Annotated in this window: 14 protein-coding genes; 11 read left to right on the top strand and 3 right to left on the bottom strand. The window is 73.6% G+C overall.

Translation table 11 applies throughout. The annotated features are described in order from the left end of the window. Positions 1-23 precede the first annotated feature (23 nt). The 3 genes from GPA04_RS11745 to GPA04_RS11735 all read right to left on the bottom strand — a co-directional run bounded on the left by GPA04_RS11745 (position 24) and on the right by GPA04_RS11735 (position 3850). Entirely contained in the window at positions 24-1805 is a 1782-nt protein-coding gene (locus GPA04_RS11745; protein WP_156224301.1) for an ABC-F family ATP-binding cassette domain-containing protein, read from the bottom strand. Between the two features lie 48 nt (positions 1806-1853). Beyond that, complete coding sequence (locus GPA04_RS11740; RefSeq protein ID WP_156224300.1) at positions 1854-2483, bottom strand: hypothetical protein; 630 nt, start codon at positions 2481-2483, stop codon at positions 1854-1856. 125 nt (positions 2484-2608) lie between these two features. Further along, positions 2609-3850, bottom strand: a complete 1242-nt coding sequence (locus GPA04_RS11735) for a glutamyl-tRNA reductase (RefSeq protein WP_156224299.1) — start codon at positions 3848-3850, stop codon at positions 2609-2611. 269 nt (positions 3851-4119) lie between these two features. Between GPA04_RS11735 and hemE the strand changes: the two genes are divergently transcribed. The 11 genes from hemE (at position 4120) to GPA04_RS11680 (ending at position 15615) form a co-directional block, all read left to right on the top strand. Continuing rightward, positions 4120-5193, top strand: a complete 1074-nt coding sequence (gene hemE, locus GPA04_RS11730) for a uroporphyrinogen decarboxylase (RefSeq protein WP_241680757.1) — start codon at positions 4120-4122, stop codon at positions 5191-5193. 101 nt (positions 5194-5294) lie between these two features. Further along, complete coding sequence (locus GPA04_RS11725) at positions 5295-6665, top strand: extracellular solute-binding protein (protein ID WP_156224297.1); 1371 nt, start codon at positions 5295-5297, stop codon at positions 6663-6665. Positions 6666-6668: 3 nt separating this feature from the next. Then, positions 6669-7541: a carbohydrate ABC transporter permease gene (locus tag GPA04_RS11720; protein ID WP_156224296.1), complete on the top strand. Its 873-nt coding sequence runs from the start codon at positions 6669-6671 to the stop codon at positions 7539-7541. After that, positions 7538-8338, top strand: coding sequence for a carbohydrate ABC transporter permease (locus GPA04_RS11715; protein ID WP_156224295.1), 801 nt, complete (start codon positions 7538-7540; stop codon positions 8336-8338). The genes GPA04_RS11720 and GPA04_RS11715 overlap by 4 nt, the downstream gene beginning before the upstream one ends. Before the next feature lie 19 nt (positions 8339-8357). Continuing rightward, complete coding sequence (locus GPA04_RS11710) at positions 8358-9677, top strand: protoporphyrinogen/coproporphyrinogen oxidase (RefSeq protein ID WP_156224294.1); 1320 nt, start codon at positions 8358-8360, stop codon at positions 9675-9677. A gap of 69 nt (positions 9678-9746) precedes the next feature. Further along, positions 9747-10430, top strand: coding sequence for a hydrogen peroxide-dependent heme synthase (hemQ, locus tag GPA04_RS11705; RefSeq protein ID WP_156224293.1), 684 nt, complete (start codon positions 9747-9749; stop codon positions 10428-10430). After that, entirely contained in the window at positions 10427-11692 is a 1266-nt protein-coding gene (locus GPA04_RS11700) for a ferrochelatase (protein WP_156224292.1), read from the top strand. Before hemQ ends, GPA04_RS11700 begins: the two co-directional genes overlap by 4 nt. Before the next feature lie 5 nt (positions 11693-11697). Beyond that, entirely contained in the window at positions 11698-12585 is an 888-nt protein-coding gene (gene hemC / locus GPA04_RS11695) for a hydroxymethylbilane synthase (protein ID WP_156224645.1), read from the top strand. Next, positions 12582-13313, top strand: coding sequence for a uroporphyrinogen-III synthase (locus tag GPA04_RS11690; protein ID WP_156224291.1), 732 nt, complete (start codon positions 12582-12584; stop codon positions 13311-13313). Before hemC ends, GPA04_RS11690 begins: the two co-directional genes overlap by 4 nt. Then, positions 13310-14296: a porphobilinogen synthase gene (gene hemB, locus GPA04_RS11685; protein ID WP_156224290.1), complete on the top strand. Its 987-nt coding sequence runs from the start codon at positions 13310-13312 to the stop codon at positions 14294-14296. The genes GPA04_RS11690 and hemB overlap by 4 nt, the downstream gene beginning before the upstream one ends. After that, positions 14293-15615: a glutamate-1-semialdehyde 2,1-aminomutase gene (locus GPA04_RS11680; protein ID WP_156224289.1), complete on the top strand. Its 1323-nt coding sequence runs from the start codon at positions 14293-14295 to the stop codon at positions 15613-15615. Before hemB ends, GPA04_RS11680 begins: the two co-directional genes overlap by 4 nt. The last annotated feature ends 810 nt before the right edge of the window (positions 15616-16425 follow it).

Below are 16425 nucleotides of genomic sequence, written 5' to 3'. Positions count from 1 at the left end.
GGTCGTCGCCGGTGCTCGGCTAGCTAACCCGCGACCTCCATCGCCTCGTACCAGCGGTGCTCGAGCTCGGACAGCTCGCTCTGCAGCCCCTCGATCCGCCCCGCCGCGGCACCGAGGCCGACGTAGTCGGAGTGGTCGTGCTCGGCCAGCGCGGCGCGCTCGGCCTCGATCTGCGCCTGCAGCCGCTCGATTCGGCGCTCGAGCGAGGCGATCTCCTTCTGCGCGGCGTGCCGCTGGGCGCCGGTGGCACCGGTGTCGGAACCCGCGGTCGCGGGCTCGGGCGCCGCCTGCGCGGACATCGCCGCCCGCAGCTGCAGGTACTCGTCGACCCCGCCGGGCAGGTGACGCAGGCGGCCGTCGAGGATCGCGTACTGGTTGTCGGTGACCCGCTCGAGCAGGTACCGGTCGTGGCTGATGACCAGGAGCGTGCCGGGCCAGGTGTCGAGCAGGTCCTCCATCGCGGCGAGGGTGTCCGTGTCGACGTCGTTGGTGGGCTCGTCGAGCAGCAGCACGTTCGGCTCGTCGAGCAGCACCAGCAGCAGCTGCAGACGTCGCCGCTGCCCACCCGAGAGGTCGCCCACCCGCGCCGACAGCAGCGGGGTGCGGAAGCCGAGCCGCTCCAGCAGCTGTGCCGGGGTGAGATCGGACCCGTCGATCGAGTACGTGGTCTGGTACCGGGCCAGCACGTCCCGGACCCGGTCGCCGCTGATCTGCGCCAGCTGGTCGAACTGCTGGTCGAGGATGCCGATGCGTACCGTCTTGCCTCGCTTGACCCGGCCCGCCGTGGGCGCCAGCGATCCCGCGATCAGCGCCAGCAGGGTGGACTTGCCCGAACCGTTGCCGCCGACGATCCCGGTGCGCTCGCCCGGTGCGATGCGCCACTCGATGTCGCGCAGCACCGGCGCGGGGGCGCCCTTGTAGGTGACACCGGCCTCGTGGAGGTCGACGACGTCCTTGCCCAGCCGCGCCGTCGCCATCCGGGACAGCTCGACGCGGTCCCGCAGCGGCGGCACGTCCTCGATCAGCTGGTTGGCGGCCTCGATGCGGAAGCGCGGCTTCGAGGTGCGCGCCGGGGCGCCCCGGCGCAGCCACGCGAGCTCCTTGCGCATCATGTTCTGCCGCTTGGCCTCCAGGACCGCGTTCTGCCGATCGCGCTCGACCCGCTGCAGCACGTACGCGGCGTAGCCGCCCTCGAAGGGGTCGACGACGCCGTCGTGGACCTCCCACGTGGTGGTCGCCACCTCGTCGAGGAACCACCGGTCGTGCGTGACGAGCAGCAGGGCACCCTGTCCCTTCGGCCAGCGGTCGCGCAGGTGGCGGGCCAGCCAGGTGATGGCGTCGACGTCGAGGTGGTTGGTGGGCTCGTCGAGCACCAGCACGTCCCAGCTGCCGAGCAGCAGCGCGGCGAGCGCGGCCCGGCGGCGCTGCCCTCCCGAGAGGTTCCCGATCGTGGTGCTCATGTCGAGGTCGCCGACCAGCGCCTCGACCGCCTCCCGCGAGCGTCGGTCCGATGCCCACTCGTGATCGGCGAGGTCGCCGAGCACCGCCTCGGTGATCGTCGCGTCCTCGGCGAGGTCGTCGGTCTGCCCGAGCACGCCGACCCGGAGACCGCCGCGGTGGGTGACCCGGCCGTCGTCGGGCTCCTGCTGGCGGGCCAGCACACGCAGCAACGTGGACTTGCCGTCGCCGTTGCGGCCGACGATCCCGATGCGCATGCCCTCGTCCACGCCGAGCGTGACGCCCTGCAGCACGGTCGCCGTGGGGTAGCAGACGCTCACCGATTCCGCGCCGAGTAGGTGAGCCACGGGGGTCAAGCCTACGGCGCGTCGGCGACCGGGGTCACCACGGTCACGTCAGCCGATCGCGTTCTCCCCGTCGATGTAGGACTGGCAGCGAGCCTCGTCGAAACCGCCCTCGGGAAAGATCTGATCCAACGTCGGCCGGTCGATCTGCGAGCAGACCGGTCCAGGCTGCGGGTCGTTGTCACCGCCGGCCGGGACCGCGACGACGAGGCCGTCGTCCGGTCCGTGGCAGGTGGACGCCCGACCTGGCTCCTGGCTGGAGGAGCTGTTGCACTCCCAGTCGCCGATCACCAGATAGCCACCGCTGCCCTCCGGCGGGCTGGGCGGATCGTTGTAGTAGGTGTCCAGCAGGTTCTCGGCGAACGCGCAGTCGACGTCACCGACGACGATCTCGACCGTGAGCTGCTGGCCGACGACGCTCGTGACCGTGCCGCAGGTCTGCGGTCCGCCCGCAGCGACCTCGACCTCGACGGTGGGCTCGACCTCGACGGTGGGTTCGTCCGTCACGGTCGGCTCGTCCTCGACGGTGGAGTCATCCGTCGCCGTCGCCGTCGCCGTCGCCGTCGCCGTGGTCGAGGTCGGCTCGGTCGGTACCGCGACACCCTCGGGCTCGCTGCAGCCGACGAGCAGACACGTCATCAGCAGCGCCGCGGCGGCCACGGTGGTGGGTCGGGTTCGCATTCGACGACGCTAGCGAGGCGCTCGATCGTCCGGCCGGCTCGGGACGGATGGAACGGGGTGAAAGCGGCGACGCGACGGGGGGAGGCAGGAAGCAGACGCCGGCGGGCAGGGAGCGCCCGCCCGGTTCAGCCGGTGGCCGCGCGGCTCGGCTGCTGGTCCAGCGCCGGCTGTGGGCCGTACAGGGTCTCGACGGCGGCGATCACCTCGGCGAGCCGGCCCTCGGCCGCGAGCGTGTGAGCGCGGGTCGTCGGGCCGTGCACGAGAACGCCGGCGAAGTGGCGCAGCGCCCGCTCCGTGGCCTCGGCGGTCTCCGCCGACGTCCCGGGCCGGGCCTGCATGCGCCCCAGCTCCTGCTCCAGCAGCCGCTTCACGTGGTCGCGGTACGCCGCGATCACCGGGCCGGCCGCGGCGCTGGCGTCGAACGCGCCCGCCGCGGACTCCACCAGGTCGTGGGCCTGCGCGCTGGCCTGCAGCTCCGGGACCGGGGCGTGCAGCCCGATCGTCGGCAGGTCGAGGAGCTCGACGCCACCCAGCTCGGCGACGGCGGGCTCGACGTTCGCGGGCATGCCGAGGTCGACGACCAGCGTCGGCTGCTGCGTCCGCTCACGCGCGGCGGCGAGCCGCGCGGCCGTCAGCGACTGCGACGTGGTCGAGGTGATGATCAGGTCGGCCTGGCCGAGCTCGGCGTCGAGCGCGTGGCTCGCGTCGTCGGCGACCATGCGCACGGCGGGGTGGGGGAGGGTGCGGCCAGAGGGCGACCACGCGGCCATCGCGGGGACGCCGCGCTCCTGCAGCGCTCCGCACAGGGCCCGGGCGTGGCTGCCGGTGCCGATCACGAGCACGCGTGCGGTGCGCCACGGCCCGACCCGCGTCTCCGCGAGGTCGAGCGCGAGCTGCACGATCGACTGCCCGCCCTGGCTGATGCCGCTGATCGCGCGCACCTCGCGCGACGTCGCCGTCGCACCCTGGAAGAGCCGCTCCAGCGCGGGTGTCGTGACCCCGGCGCGCTGGGCGTCGGCCAGCGCGCGGCGCACCTGGCCGGTGATCTCGCGCTCACCGAAGATCATCGAGTCGAGGCCCGAGGCCACCGCGAACAGGTGCGCGCTGACGCGGCTGCCCTCGATCACCCGCATGCCGCCGGCCAGCTCCTCAGCGTCCACGTCCGCTGCCGCGGCGAGGTCGCCCAGCAGCTCGGAGGGGTCCGTGCCCTCCTCGACGTCGAGGTAGAGCTCGTAGCGGTTGCAGGTCGCCAGAGCCACCCGACCGCGGGCGGCGGCGGGGGCGACGACGTCTGCGAGCCCCGAGGCGAGCCGCTCGAGCAGGTCGAACGTCGCCGTGCGGTGGCTCGCTCCCAGGCACACGAGCACCCTCACAGGGTAGGCGCCCGACGCACCCCGATTGCTGACGCCCCGTCACGTCCGCCAGGTGGTCGCTCGTCCGCGCCGGCGCGGACGAGCCATGGCGCGGGCAGTATTCGTCGCCGGTCGGAGCGGCAACCGGTTGCGACGGCCACCTGGGCGCCATGCGCGACGAGTTCTGCCCGGCCTGCTCCTCGCCGCGTCGCGCCGGCGCGGCCGGCCGGGGAAGCGACACGGCGTCACGACTGCACGGTCCTCGGCAGTGGCACGATCGGGGCGTGTCCACGCCATCGCCCGCCCTGCCCACCGCCGCCGCCTCGGCCTCCTCGCCGCTGCTGCGCGCCTACCGGGGCGAGCGGCCCGAACGGCTGCCGGTGTGGTTCATGCGACAGGCCGGCCGCTCGCTGCCCGAGTACCGCGCGCTCCGGGTCGGTACCCGGATGCTCGACGCCTGTCTGGACCCCGCGACTGCGGCGGAGATCACACTCCAGCCGGTCCGCCGCCACGGCGTGGACGCCGCGATCCTGTTCAGCGACATCGTGGTCCCGCTCAAGCTGGTCGGCGTCGACGTCGAGATCGTGCCCGGCAAGGGCCCGGTGCTCGCGCACCCGGTCCGCACCGCTGCCGACGTGCGCGAGCTGGTCGCCCACGCACCCGACGGCGCGAGCAGCGAGATGTTCGACGCCGTCGCCCAGGCCGCGCGGCTCGTCGTCGCCGAGCTCGAGGGCGCCGGGGGCATACCGCTCATCGGTTTCGCGGGCGCCCCGTTCACGCTCGCGGCCTACCTCGTCGAGGGCGGACCCAGCAAGGATCAGCTGGCCGCCCGCGCGCTCATGCATGCCGACCCGCAGGCGTGGCAGCAGCTGATGGCCTGGACGGCGCAGCTGTCCTCGGCGTTCCTGCTGGCGCAGGTCGAGGCCGGCGCCGGCGCCGTGCAGCTGTTCGACTCGTGGGCCGGTTCGCTGTCGCTGATCGACTACGAGCGCGCGGTGCTGCCGGCCTCGATCACCGCGCTGCAGGCCGCGCGCGAGCGCGGTGTGCCGACCGTGCACTTCGGCACCGCCACCGGTCACCTGCTGCCGGCGATGTCGCGCGCCGCCGATGTCCTGGGGGTCGACCACCGCACACCTCTGGACGAGGCTGCCGCTCAGCTGCCCGCTGTCCCGCTGCAGGGAAACATCGACCCCGCCCTGCTCGGTGCTCCCTGGGAGGTGCTGGCCGCGCACGTCCGCGACGTCGTGGCCCGTGGCCGCACGGCACCCGGCCATGTGGTCAACCTGGGGCACGGCGTCCCGCCCGAGACCGACCCGGCGGTGCTCACCCGCATCGTGGAGCTGGTGCACAGCCTGTAGCGCGACCGGATCGGCGGGCCGCGCACGCCGCGAGCGGAGCGTGCGTGGGAGACTGTGCGCCGGGCACGGACGCCCCACCGAATTCCGCTGAAGGAGCACCGATGAGATCCTCCACCGCCACCGCTGCGACCGCCGGAGGGCTCGCCCTGGCCCTCATGCTGGCGGCGTGCGCGCCGGGTACCGGGACCGAGGAGTCCCCCTCGGAGCAGCCGCAGGAGATCAGCACCGATGTCGCCGCGCTCGGTGACATCACGCTGACGGTGTGGGACCAGGAGGTCCGCGGCGGGCAGGACGAGCAGATGACCCAGCTCAACGCGGCGTTCGAGGAGCTCTACCCCAACGTCACCATCGACCGCGTCTCGTCGTCCTTCGACGACCTGGAGACCACGCTGCGCGGCGCGCTCACCGGCGACGACGCGCCCGACGTCGTCCAGGCGAACAACACCCGCGGGACCATGGGCGCGTTCGTCGAGGCGGGGCTGCTGCTCGACCTCGACGACTACGCCGACGCCTACGGCTGGCGTGACCGCTACAGCGAGTCCGTGCTCGCGGTGTCCTCCTACGGGGACGGCGGCGCCACATTCGGCGAGGGCGCGCTGTACGGGCTGCCGCAGACCGGCGAGATCGTCGGCATCTTCTACTCCCGCGCCGCGCTCGCCGCCGCCGGGATCGACGAGGAGGCGCTCCGCAGCGGCACCTGGTCGGACTTCACCGCCGCGCTCGCGACCGCGCAGGGCAGCGGCGCGACGGCGATCCAGCTCGGCAACCTCGACGGCTGGCCCGCCGGGCACGTCTTCGGCCCGATCCAGGGCCAGCACGTGCCCGCCGACGAGATCGCCGCCCTCGGCATGGGCAACGCGGGGGCGTCGTGGACCACGCCCGAGAACGAGGCGGCCGCCGCCGAGCTGCAGCAGTGGGTCGAGGCGGGCTACTTCAACGACGGGCCCAACGGGACCGACTACGACGCCGCCTGGCAGTCCTTCTCCGAGGGCTCCGCCGTCTTCCTGATCGGCGGTTCCTGGCTGGCCGCGGACCTGGAGGCCGCGATGGCTGAGGATGTGGGCTTCATGGCTCCGCCGCCGGCCGAGGCCGGGGGACCGGTCGCGACCACCGGCGGCACCGGCCTGCCGTTCGCGATCACGGCGCAGAGCCCGAACGCGGCGGCCGCCGCGGCCTACATCGACTTCATCACCAGCGACGACGCCATGCAGATGCTGGCCGACACCGGCAACATGCCGGTGAACCGCACCGCCGAGCTCGCGCCGGCGGAGGGCGTCAACGCGGAGATCTTCGAGGCGTTCGGCACGGTCAGCGAGAGCGGCAGCCTGCTGCCCTACCTCGACTGGGCGACGCCGACCATGGGCGACACCCTGGGCGCCGGGCTGCAGGACCTCATCGGCGGCCAGGCCACGCCCACCGAGTTCCTCGAGGGGCTCGAGGCCGACTACAGCGCCTTCACCCAGGGCGGCTGAGCGTTGCGGCGCGGTCAGCGCCGCTGGTTGCCCTACGCCTACCTGGGACCGGCGTTGCTGCTGTTCGGCGGCTTCCTGCTGTACCCGCTGGCGCGGTCCGTGCAGTACTCGCTGTACTCCTGGGACGGGCTGGGCGCCTCGACGTTCGTCGGCCTGGACAACTACGTCGCGCTCGTGCAGGAGGAGCAGCTGCGGGACGCCTTCGGGCACGCGCTGGTGCTGATCGGCTTCTTCGCGGTGCTGCCGCTGGCGATCGGGCTGCTGCTGGCCGCGGTGCTCAACCGGGGCCGCGTGCGTGGGCTGGGCCTGTTCCGGACCGTGGTGTTCCTGCCGCAGGTGATCGCGATGGTGGTCGTGGCGGTGGCGTGGCGGCAGATCTACGCACCCGAGGGCACCCTCAACACGGTGCTCCGCGCGGTCGGGCTGGAGCAGCTCACCCGCAGCTGGCTGGGTGACTACACCTGGACGCTGCCGGCCGTGGGCATGGTCGGGACCTGGGTGCAGACGGGTCTGGTCACGGTGCTGCTGCTCGCCGGCATGGCGCGGCTGCCCCGCGAGCAGTACGAGGCCGCGCGGCTGGACGGCGCGGGCGCGGTGCGCGAGTTCTTCTCGCTCACGCTGCCCTCGATCCGCGCCGAGATCGCCGTCGCGCTCACGCTGACGATCGTGGCGGCGCTCAAGACCTTCGACCTCGTCTACGTCACGACCGGCGGCGGTCCGGGGACCTCGACCACCGTGCCGGCGTACGAGGTGTTCCAGCGCGCCTTCCGCGAGGGTGCCGTGGGCTCGGCCACGGCGATCGCGGTGACGCTGACGGTGCTGATCTTCGCGATCAACCTGGTCGTGAACCGGTACGTGGACCGGGTCGAGCCGTGATCGTCTCCCGCGCCGAGCGCGCAGCCAACTACGCGGTGCTGGTGCTGTTCGCAGCCTTCGCGCTCGCTCCGATCGTCGTCGCGCTCGGCACCGCGCTGACGCCCAGCACCACCTCGCCCGGCGGCCTCGAGGTGTTCCGGCAGGCCTGGACCGAGGGCGAGTTCAGCCGCTACATGCTGACCTCGGCCACCGTGGCGGCCGTCGTCGTCACGGTCGCGGTGCTGGCCTCGATCCTGGCCGGGTACGCGTTCGGCACCATGAGGGTGCGGGGCTCGGGGTGGCTGTTCCCGCTCTTCCTGCTGGGTCTGATGGTGCCCGCCGAGGCGATCGTGGTGCCGCTGTTCTACGACCTCCGGACGCTCGGGCTCACCAACACCCTGTGGGCGGTCGCGCTGCCGCAGATCGCGCAGTCGATCGCCTTCGGCACCTACTGGATGCGCGCCTACTTCCGCGCCGCGCCGCGCCCGGTGATGGAGGCCGCGGTCCTCGACGGGGCCGGCTCCTGGCGCACGCTGTGGTCGATCCTCGTGCCGATCGGTCGACCAGCGGTCGTGACGCTGGTGCTGCTGGTGTTCATGTGGACGTGGAACGAGTTCCTGATCCCGCTGGTCATGAGCCCCAACGGCACCTTCCGGACGGCCCCACTGGCGCTCGCGCTCTTCAAGGGTCAGCACGTGCAGGCCACCGGGCTGCTCGCCGCGGCCGCGGTGCTCGTGGCGCTGCCCGTGGTGGTGGTCTACCTGTTCCTGCAGCGGCACTTCATCCGCGGCATGGTCGAGGGTGCTGTGCGGGAATGAGCAGGGTTAGGCTCGAAGGGTGCTGAGCTCCACCGTCGTGATCGGGGGCGGTATCGCCGGGCTCGTGGCCGCACGCGCGCTGGCGCGGGAGGGCCAGGTCGTGACGGTCCTCGACGCCGACGACCTCGGCGGCGCGATCGCCCGGCGTCACCTCGACGGGCTGGACCTCGACGTCGGCGCCGAGGGCTTCGCGACGCGCGGCGGCACCGTCCACGCCCTGCTGACCGAGCTCGGCGTGGCCGACCGGATCTGCTCACCCGAACCGGTCGGGACGCGTGTGCACCGACCGGAGGGCTCGATGCGGATCCCTGACGGCGCTGCGCTCGGCATCCCCACGGACCTCGCCGATCCCGCGCTCGCGGTGCTGGGGGAGGCGGCCCACCGGCGCGCCCGCCAGGACGAGTCGCTACCGGCGGCCGTGGGTGCGGACGCCACCACGCTCGGCGAGCTGGTCCGCGCGCGCATGGGTGAGGCCGTGCTCGACGCCTGGCCGCGACCGCTGGTCCGCGGTGTGCACCGGCTCGATGTCGACGAGGTGCCACCGGAGACGCTGCTGCCCGGTGTGCTGGGCCGGATGGCCGAGCGCGGTTCGCTCGCGGCGGCGCTCCGAGGCGGCGGCGGTCAGCTCGGCGGCCTGGTCGGTGGTCTCGGCCAGGTGGTCGACGCGCTGGTCGGAGACCTGACCACGCTCGGGGCGGCGATGGTCCCCGCCGCGGCGACCGCGCTCGAGCGCGACCTGCGCGGCTGGCGGGTGCGCACCTCGCGCGACACGGTGATCCACGCCGACCGTGTGCTGCTCGCGTGCCCGCCCTGGTGGTGGCCCAGCGGCTTGCCCGAGCCGGTCGCGGCCACGGGCCGCTCGTGGCCGGCGCCGCGGCCGGTCGACCTCGTCACGCTCGTGCTCGCGCACGACGGCGGTGCGGAGCGCTCCGGCGTCATCGTCGCCGACGGCGGGGGCCGGGTCCGTGCCCGGTCCCTGACGTTCTCGAGCGCCAAGTGGGCCTGGTTGGCGCAGGAGGCCGGTGGCCGTGTGGTGCTGCGGCTGACCTACGACGCGCTCGAGCACCCCGACGACGACCTCGTGCAGCAGGCGGTCGCCGACGCCGGCGCCCTCACGGGCGGCGCCTGGTCGGTCGCCGACCTGCGCGCGTCCGACCGGACGCGATGGAGCATGGCTCGCTCCGCCGTCGAGCCCTCGATGGCGGAGCACCGCGACACGATGCGCGACCGCCTGGCCGAGGTGCCCGACCTCGAGGCCGCCGGTGGCTGGCTCGCCGGCACCGGTCTGGCCTGGTCGATCGCGGACGGCTCCGCGGCGGCCGGCCGCCTGCTGTCCTGAGGCACGCGCCACCCGTGACCTGACGCGACGTCGCGACGCCTGCTCCGGGATCCGACCTAGGGTGGAGGGGTGACCGAATCCGCTGCCACCGCACCCGAGAGCGAGACCACCGAGTACACGTTGTGGGCGACCTTCGCCCGCCTCGAGCAGCCGTCGGGTGGCCGGTCTGATGAGCTCGAGAAGGCGATCTCCGCCGTCGAGGACACCGGCGTGCGCATCCGCGGCCTCTACGACGTCTCCGGCCTGCGTGCCGATGCCGACGTCATGATCTGGCTCCACGGACCCGATCTGGCGGCCGTGCAGGCGGGCCTGCGCACGCTGCGCCGCACCGCGCTGCTCGCACCGCTTGCGCCGGCCTGGCACGCCGCCGGCGTGCACCGGACCGCCGAGTTCAACGCCTCGCACGTGCCGGCCTTCATGCGCGGCCTGGAGCCCAAGGGCTGGCTGTGCGTCTACCCGTTCGTCCGGTCCTACGAGTGGTACCTGCTGCCGGAGGAGGAGCGGCGCACGATGCTCGCCGACCACGGACGCAAGGGCGCCGCGCACCGCGGGGTGCTGACCAACACCGTGGCCGCGTTCGCGCTCGGCGACTACGAGTGGATCCTCCCGCTGGAGGCGGACGACCCGATGGAGCTCGTCGACCTGATGCGTGACCTGCGCTACACCGAGGCCCGCCGCCACGTGCGCGAGGAGGTCCCCTTCTTCACGGGCCGCCGGGTCACCCCCGCCGAGCTGGCGGAGGTGCTGTCATGAGCGGGGCGAGCCAGCCGACGGTCGGGCTGCGCGCCGGCGCGGGCGGGAAGCCGCCCCGCGCGACCGAGGCGACCTATGCGCCGGGTGCTGTGGTGCCGGCGGCGACCGCCGCGGCACGAGGCGGCGCCACCTACGTCACCGAGCCGACCAGCTATGACGCCGTGCTGCTGCTCGGCTTCGGCGGCCCGGAGGCTTCCGAGGACGTGATGCCGTTCCTGCGGAACGTCACCGCCGGCCGCGGCATCCCGGACGAGCGCCTGGCCGAGGTCGCCGAGCACTACCACCACTTCGGCGGCGTCAGCCCGATCAACGCCCAGAACCGTGCGCTGCGGCAGGCGCTGGAGGAGGAGCTCGCGCGCACCGGGCCCGCGCTGCCGGTGCTGTGGGGGAACCGCAACTTCGCGCCCTACCTGACCGACGCGCTGCACGAGGCGCACGAGGCCGGCCACCGCAGGCTGCTGGTGCTCGCGACGAGCGCGTACTCCTCCTACTCCTCCTGCCGGCAGTACCGCGAGGACCTCGCGGACGCCCTCGCGGCCACCGGGCTCGCCGACGTGCTGGAGGTCGACAAGATCCGCAGCTTCTTCGACCACCCCGGGTTCGTGGAGTCGTTCGTCACGGCGGTCGAGGGGGCGGTGGCCGAGCTGGCCGGGCGGGGCAGGCGGCGCATCACCGTCCTGTTCGCGACCCACTCGATCCCGACCGGTGACGCCGAGCGCTCCGGCGCGCCCGGGCGCGACCTCGGACCGGGAGGGGCCTACGAGGCCCAGCACCTCGCCGTCGGCAGGGTCGTCATGGAACGGACCGGCGTGCCCGACGGCGTCGCGCTCGACTCGGCGCTGGTCTACCAGTCCCGCTCGGGCCCGCCGAGCCAGCCCTGGCTGGAGCCGGACATCAACGACCACATCGCTGACATCGCCCGCGACGCCCAGGAGACCGGTGCCGACCGCCCCGACGCGCTGGTGATCGCGCCGATCGGGTTCCTCTCCGACCACCTCGAGGTGCTCTGGGACCTCGACAACGAGGCGATGGAGACCGCAGCCGAGCACGGGTTCGACGCGATCCGCGTGCCGACCCCGGGTGCGGACCCGACGTTCGTCGCCGGGCTGGCCGACCTCGTGCGGGAGCGTGCCGAGGGCCGCCCGCGCTCCCAGCGCGCCGCGCTGACCGAGCTCGGCCCCGACATCGACGTGTGCCGGCCGGAGTGCTGCGCCAACGCGCGCCGGCCGTTCGCGCCGGCAGTGGCAGGTGTCGCGCCGTGACGACGATGCGTCTCGGTACCCGCGCCAGCGTGCTCGCCCAGACCCAGGCGGGCATGGTCGCGGACGCGCTGCGCGGGCACGGAGTCGACGTCGAGCTCGTGCCGATGAGCAGCCACGGCGACTCGAGCCGGGCGTCGCTGTCCAGCCTGGGCGGCACCGGGGTGTTCGCGGCGGCGCTGCGGGAGGCGCTGCTCGCGGGCGAGTGCGACGTGGTGGTGCACTCCTACAAGGACCTGCCGACCACGCCGCACCCGGGGCTGGAGGTCGTGGCCACGCCGGCGCGCGCCGACCACCGCGACGTGCTGTGCGCGCGGACGCCGCTGGCGGAGCTGCGCGAGGGTGCCCGGGTGGGCACCGGTTCGCCGCGGCGCCGCGCCCAGCTGCTCTCGACGCGCGAGGACCTCGAGATCGTGGACATCCGCGGCAACGTCGACACCCGGCTCGCCATGGTGACCGAGGGCGACCTCGACGGCGTGGTGCTCGCCGCCGCGGGGCTCGCCCGGATCGGCCGGGAGGAGCTGACCGCGGAGGTCTTCGAGTGGCCGACGGCGCCCGCGCAGGGCGCGCTGGCTATCGAGGCCCGGTCCGGGGACGAGAAGGTGATCGAGCAGGTCAGGCAGGTCGACGACGAGCGCACCGGGCAGGCGGTCGCGGTGGAGCGCGCCTTCCTCGCCGAGCTCGAGGCCGGCTGCGCGGCGCCGGTCGCCGCGACGGCCGCGGTACGGTTCGGCCGCGTCAGCCTGCGGGCGGTCGCCTACTCGACCGATGGACGGCGACGTCACGGCACCCGGTTGGACGACCGCTTGGGCGACCCTGCGGAGATCGGCGTGCGAGCCGCCCGCTCGCTGATCGAGGCGGGCGTGCAGGAGTGGTTGCAGGAGGGTCCGGCATGAGCGTCGTGCTGGTGCCGCGTGGCGGGATGTGGGGTGCTGCGGTCGCTGCCGAGGCCACCGAGGTCGGGCTGGTCCCGTGGGTGCTGCCGCTCATCGAGGTGCTGCCGGCGCCGTCGGCCGAGCTGAGCGAGGCGCTCGCGCGGCTGCGGGCCGGTGACTACGACTGGCTGGCGATCACCAGCGCCGCCGCCGTGCCGGCCCTGGAGGGCGTGGACATCCCGGAGCGGACGCAGGTGGCCGCCGTCGGCCGCGCGACCGCGACCGCGTTGCAGGAGGCCGGATTCACGGTCGGCCTGACCGGGTCCGGCGGGGCGCAGGAGCTACTCGCGGCATGGCCGGCCCCGGGGCCAGGGCGTGTGCTGGTGGTGCAGTCGGACCTGGCGCGGCCGCTGCTCGCCGACGGCCTGCGCGCCCAGGGCTGGGACGTCGACCTCGTGGTCGCCTACCGCACGGCGCCCGCGAGCCTGAGCGCGAGCGAGGAGCACGCGCTGCGCACCGGCAAGGCCGACATCGCGCTCGTGATCAGCGGCAGCGTGGCGCGCCGCCTCGCCGAGGTCGGTCTGCCCGACGACACCCGGCTGGTCGCGATCGGCGCCCAGACCGCCGAGGACGCCCGCGCCGCCGGGCTGACGATCTCGGCGGTGGCGGCGGCGCCGTCGATCGCCGAGATGTTGGGCGCGGCCCGCACGATCGCCTCGACCATCGACTCCACCGGAGGCGTCGTATGAGTGCCAGGATCCCCATCCGACCCCGGCGGCTGCGGAGCAGCGCCGCGATGCGCCGGCTGGTGAGCCAGACGCAGGTGCGCGCGAGCCAGCTGGTGCTGCCGATGTTCGTGATCGATGGGCCGGACGACGCGGACGATCGCCCTGTGTCATCGATGCCCGGCGTGGTGCAGCACTCGATCGACTCCCTCCGCCGGGTGGCGTCCGAGGCGGCTGAGGCTGGTGTCGGCGGCGTCATGCTGTTCGGAATCCCCGAGCACCGCGACGCCGTCGGGTCGGGGGCGACCGACCCCGAGGGGATCCTCAACAGGGCCACGGCGGCCGTCGCCGCCGAGGTGGGCGACGCCGTCGTGGTATCCACGGATCTGTGCCTGGACGAGTTCACCGACCACGGCCACTGCGGGGTCCTCGACGGCGAGGGGCGGGTCGACAACGACGCGACGCTCGTGCGGTACGCCGAGATGGCGCTCGCCCAGGCCGAGGCCGGGTCCGCCCTGCTGGGGCTGTCCGGGATGATGGACGGACAGGTGGCGGCGGTGCGCGAGGCCCTCGACGCCGCAGGCCGTACCGACATCGCGATCCTGGCCTACGCCGCCAAGTACGCCTCGGCGTTCTACGGGCCGTTCCGCGAGGCGGTCGACTCCCAGCTGCAGGGCGACCGGCGCACCTATCAGCTCGACCCCGCCAACGCACGCGAGGGTGTGCGCGAGGCCGCGCTGGACGTGGCGGAGGGCGCCGACATCGTGATGGTCAAGCCGGCGCTGCCCTACCTCGACGTGCTGCGAGAGGTCGCCGACGTCAGCCCGGTGCCGGTGTGGGCCTACCAGGTGTCGGGGGAGTACGCGATGGTGGAGGCGGCAGCGGCGAACGGCTGGATCGCGCGCGAGGCGGCGATCATGGAGTCCGTGACCGCGATCGTGCGCGCGGGCGCCGACGCGGTGCTGACGTACTGGGCGATGGAGCTGGCGGAGTGGACGAGACGATGAGCGAGGCGTTGACGCGCGCGCGGGGCCTGATGCCGGGCGGTGTGAGCTCGCCGGTGCGGGCGCACGGCTCGGTCGGGGGAGACCCGTTGATGCTGGTGGCGGCGTCGGGTGCTCGTGTCACGGATGTGAGCGGGCGCGAGTACGTGGACCTGGTCGGGTCCTGGGGTCCGGCGATCCTCGGGCACGCGCACCCGGAGGTGGTCGCGGCCGTGCAGGAGGCGGCTGCGCGCGGTCTGTCGTTCGGGGCATCGACGCCGGGCGAGGCGGAGCTGGCCGAGCTGGTGCGGGCGCGTGTGCCGGTGGCCGAGAAGATCCGGTTCGTCTCGACCGGTACCGAGGCCACGATGACGGCGATCCGGCTCGCCCGGGCGGCGACCGGTCGGGATCTGATCATCAAGTTCGCCGGGCACTATCACGGGCACTCCGACGGGCTGCTGGCCGCCGCCGGGTCCGGGGTCGCGACGCTCGGGCTGCCCGGTTCTGCGGGCGTGCCGGAGCCGTTCGCCGCGCTCACGATCGTGCTGCCCTACAACGACCTCGACGCGGTTCGTACCGCGTTCGAGGCCCACCCCGGCAGGATCGCGGCCGTCATCACCGAGGCCGCGGCGGCCAACATGGGCGTGGTCGCGCCGGACCCCGGTTTCAACACGGATCTGACCGCGCTCGCGCACGCGCACGGCGCGCTGGTGATCGCCGACGAGGTGCTCACCGGGTTCCGGGTGCACGCCTCCGGCTGGTGGGGGATCGAGCGAGACCGGGAAACCGGGTGGCAGCCCGACCTGCTGACCTTCGGCAAGGTCGTGGGCGGCGGACTCCCGGTCGCGGCGCTCGCCGGACCGGCCGCGCTGATGGACCTGCTCGCACCGCTCGGGCCCGTCTACCAGGCGGGCACCCTCAGCGGGAATCCGGTGGCCGTGGCGGCCGGCGCCGCCACGCTGCGGCTTGCCGACCAGGCCGTCTACGCGCGGCTGGACGCCGTCGCGCACGAGGTGAGCTCCGCCGTCGAGCGGGCACTCGCGGAGGAGGGGGTGGCGGCGCACGTGCAGCGTGCCGGCAACCTGTTCTCTGTCGCGTTCGGTGAGCCGACCCTGTGGGGCGGTTCTGCCGGGCCGCGCGACTACGCGGGGATGCAGACGAGCGAGCACTGGCGGTTCCCCGCGTTCTTCCACGCGATGCGGGACGCGGGGGTCAGCCTGCCGCCGTCGGCGTTCGAGGCGTGGTTCGTCTCGGCTGCGCACCACGAGGACGCGGTCGGGCAGATCCTCGAGGCTCTCCCAGCGGCGGCGCGGGCTGCGGCAGGGGTGTCAGCGCCTGTGTGAGGCGTTGGTTTGGGCAGCGGTCGGAGTGGGTGACTCTCGCACGGTTGGGGTCCGATCGTGGCGTGGCCTCGATCTCCGTGAAGCCATCGGTACTGCGCCAGCATCCGTGGTGACGGTCCTGGGGAGCCGGCACCGGCGTTCTCCAGCTCCGGGCCTCGCTCATCTGGGCCTCGATCTGGGCGGCGCTGGACTGCCTGAGCGGCTGGGCCTCCGATCTCCTAGGCGTCCGCTCGTGCTCGGCTTGACTGGGGCGTGCTCGGGTGGGACGTCGGTGGTCGAACGTCGGTCTGATCCATGAGTACCGCTGTTGCTCCCTCCGCCGCGGCATCTGCCGCCGGTGATGTCGACAGCGCCCCGCTGGTGGTGAGGTCCTCGGGTCGGATGTCGGTGGTGGAACGTCGGTTTGATCTATGAGCACCCCAGCGCTTCCGCTGTCGACGCCCGCGGCCCCTGCCGCCGGTGTCGATAGCGCCTTGCTGGCTGTGAGGTGCTCGGGCGCGATGTCGGTGGTCGAACGTAGGTTTGGCTCATGAGAACTCCGGCGCTTCCACTCTCGTCCCTGGCGGCTCCTGCCGCCGGTGGTGACGATGGCGCTGTGCTGGTCGTGAGGTGCTCGGGTGCGATGTCGGTGGTCGAACGTAGGTTTGAGTCATGACCACCACCGCTGTTGCTCCCTCCACCGTGGCCTCGGCTGCCGGTGGTGGTGAGGGTGCCGGTGGTGATGTGGACCTGCTGGGTCAGGTGAGGGAAGCTCGCCGAACTGCTGACGCGGCCGAGGTGCAGATCCTGATCGGTGCCGTGGACTGGGCC

It is taken from the genome of Pseudactinotalea suaedae, assembly GCF_009733815.1.
Lineage (GTDB): Bacteria > Actinomycetota > Actinomycetes > Actinomycetales > Beutenbergiaceae > Pseudactinotalea > Pseudactinotalea suaedae.
This window is presented reverse-complemented; position numbering and strand designations above follow the sequence as displayed.

Excerpts from the sequence above, each read along its gene's own strand:
- GPA04_RS11725 (WP_156224297.1), top strand. The coding sequence starts at position 5,295 with ATGAGATCCTCCACCGCCACCGCTGCGACCGCCGGAGGGCTCGCCCTG.
- GPA04_RS11690 (WP_156224291.1), top strand. The coding sequence starts at position 12,582 with ATGAGCGTCGTGCTGGTGCCGCGTGGCGGGATGTGGGGTGCTGCGGTC.
- hemC (WP_156224645.1), top strand. The coding sequence starts at position 11,698 with ATGCGTCTCGGTACCCGCGCCAGCGTGCTCGCCCAGACCCAGGCGGGC.
- GPA04_RS11680 (WP_156224289.1), top strand. The coding sequence starts at position 14,293 with ATGAGCGAGGCGTTGACGCGCGCGCGGGGCCTGATGCCGGGCGGTGTG.
- GPA04_RS11700 (WP_156224292.1), top strand. The coding sequence starts at position 10,427 with ATGAGCGGGGCGAGCCAGCCGACGGTCGGGCTGCGCGCCGGCGCGGGC.
- hemB (WP_156224290.1), top strand. The coding sequence starts at position 13,310 with ATGAGTGCCAGGATCCCCATCCGACCCCGGCGGCTGCGGAGCAGCGCC.
- GPA04_RS11740 (WP_156224300.1), bottom strand. The coding sequence starts at position 2,483 with ATGCGAACCCGACCCACCACCGTGGCCGCCGCGGCGCTGCTGATGACG.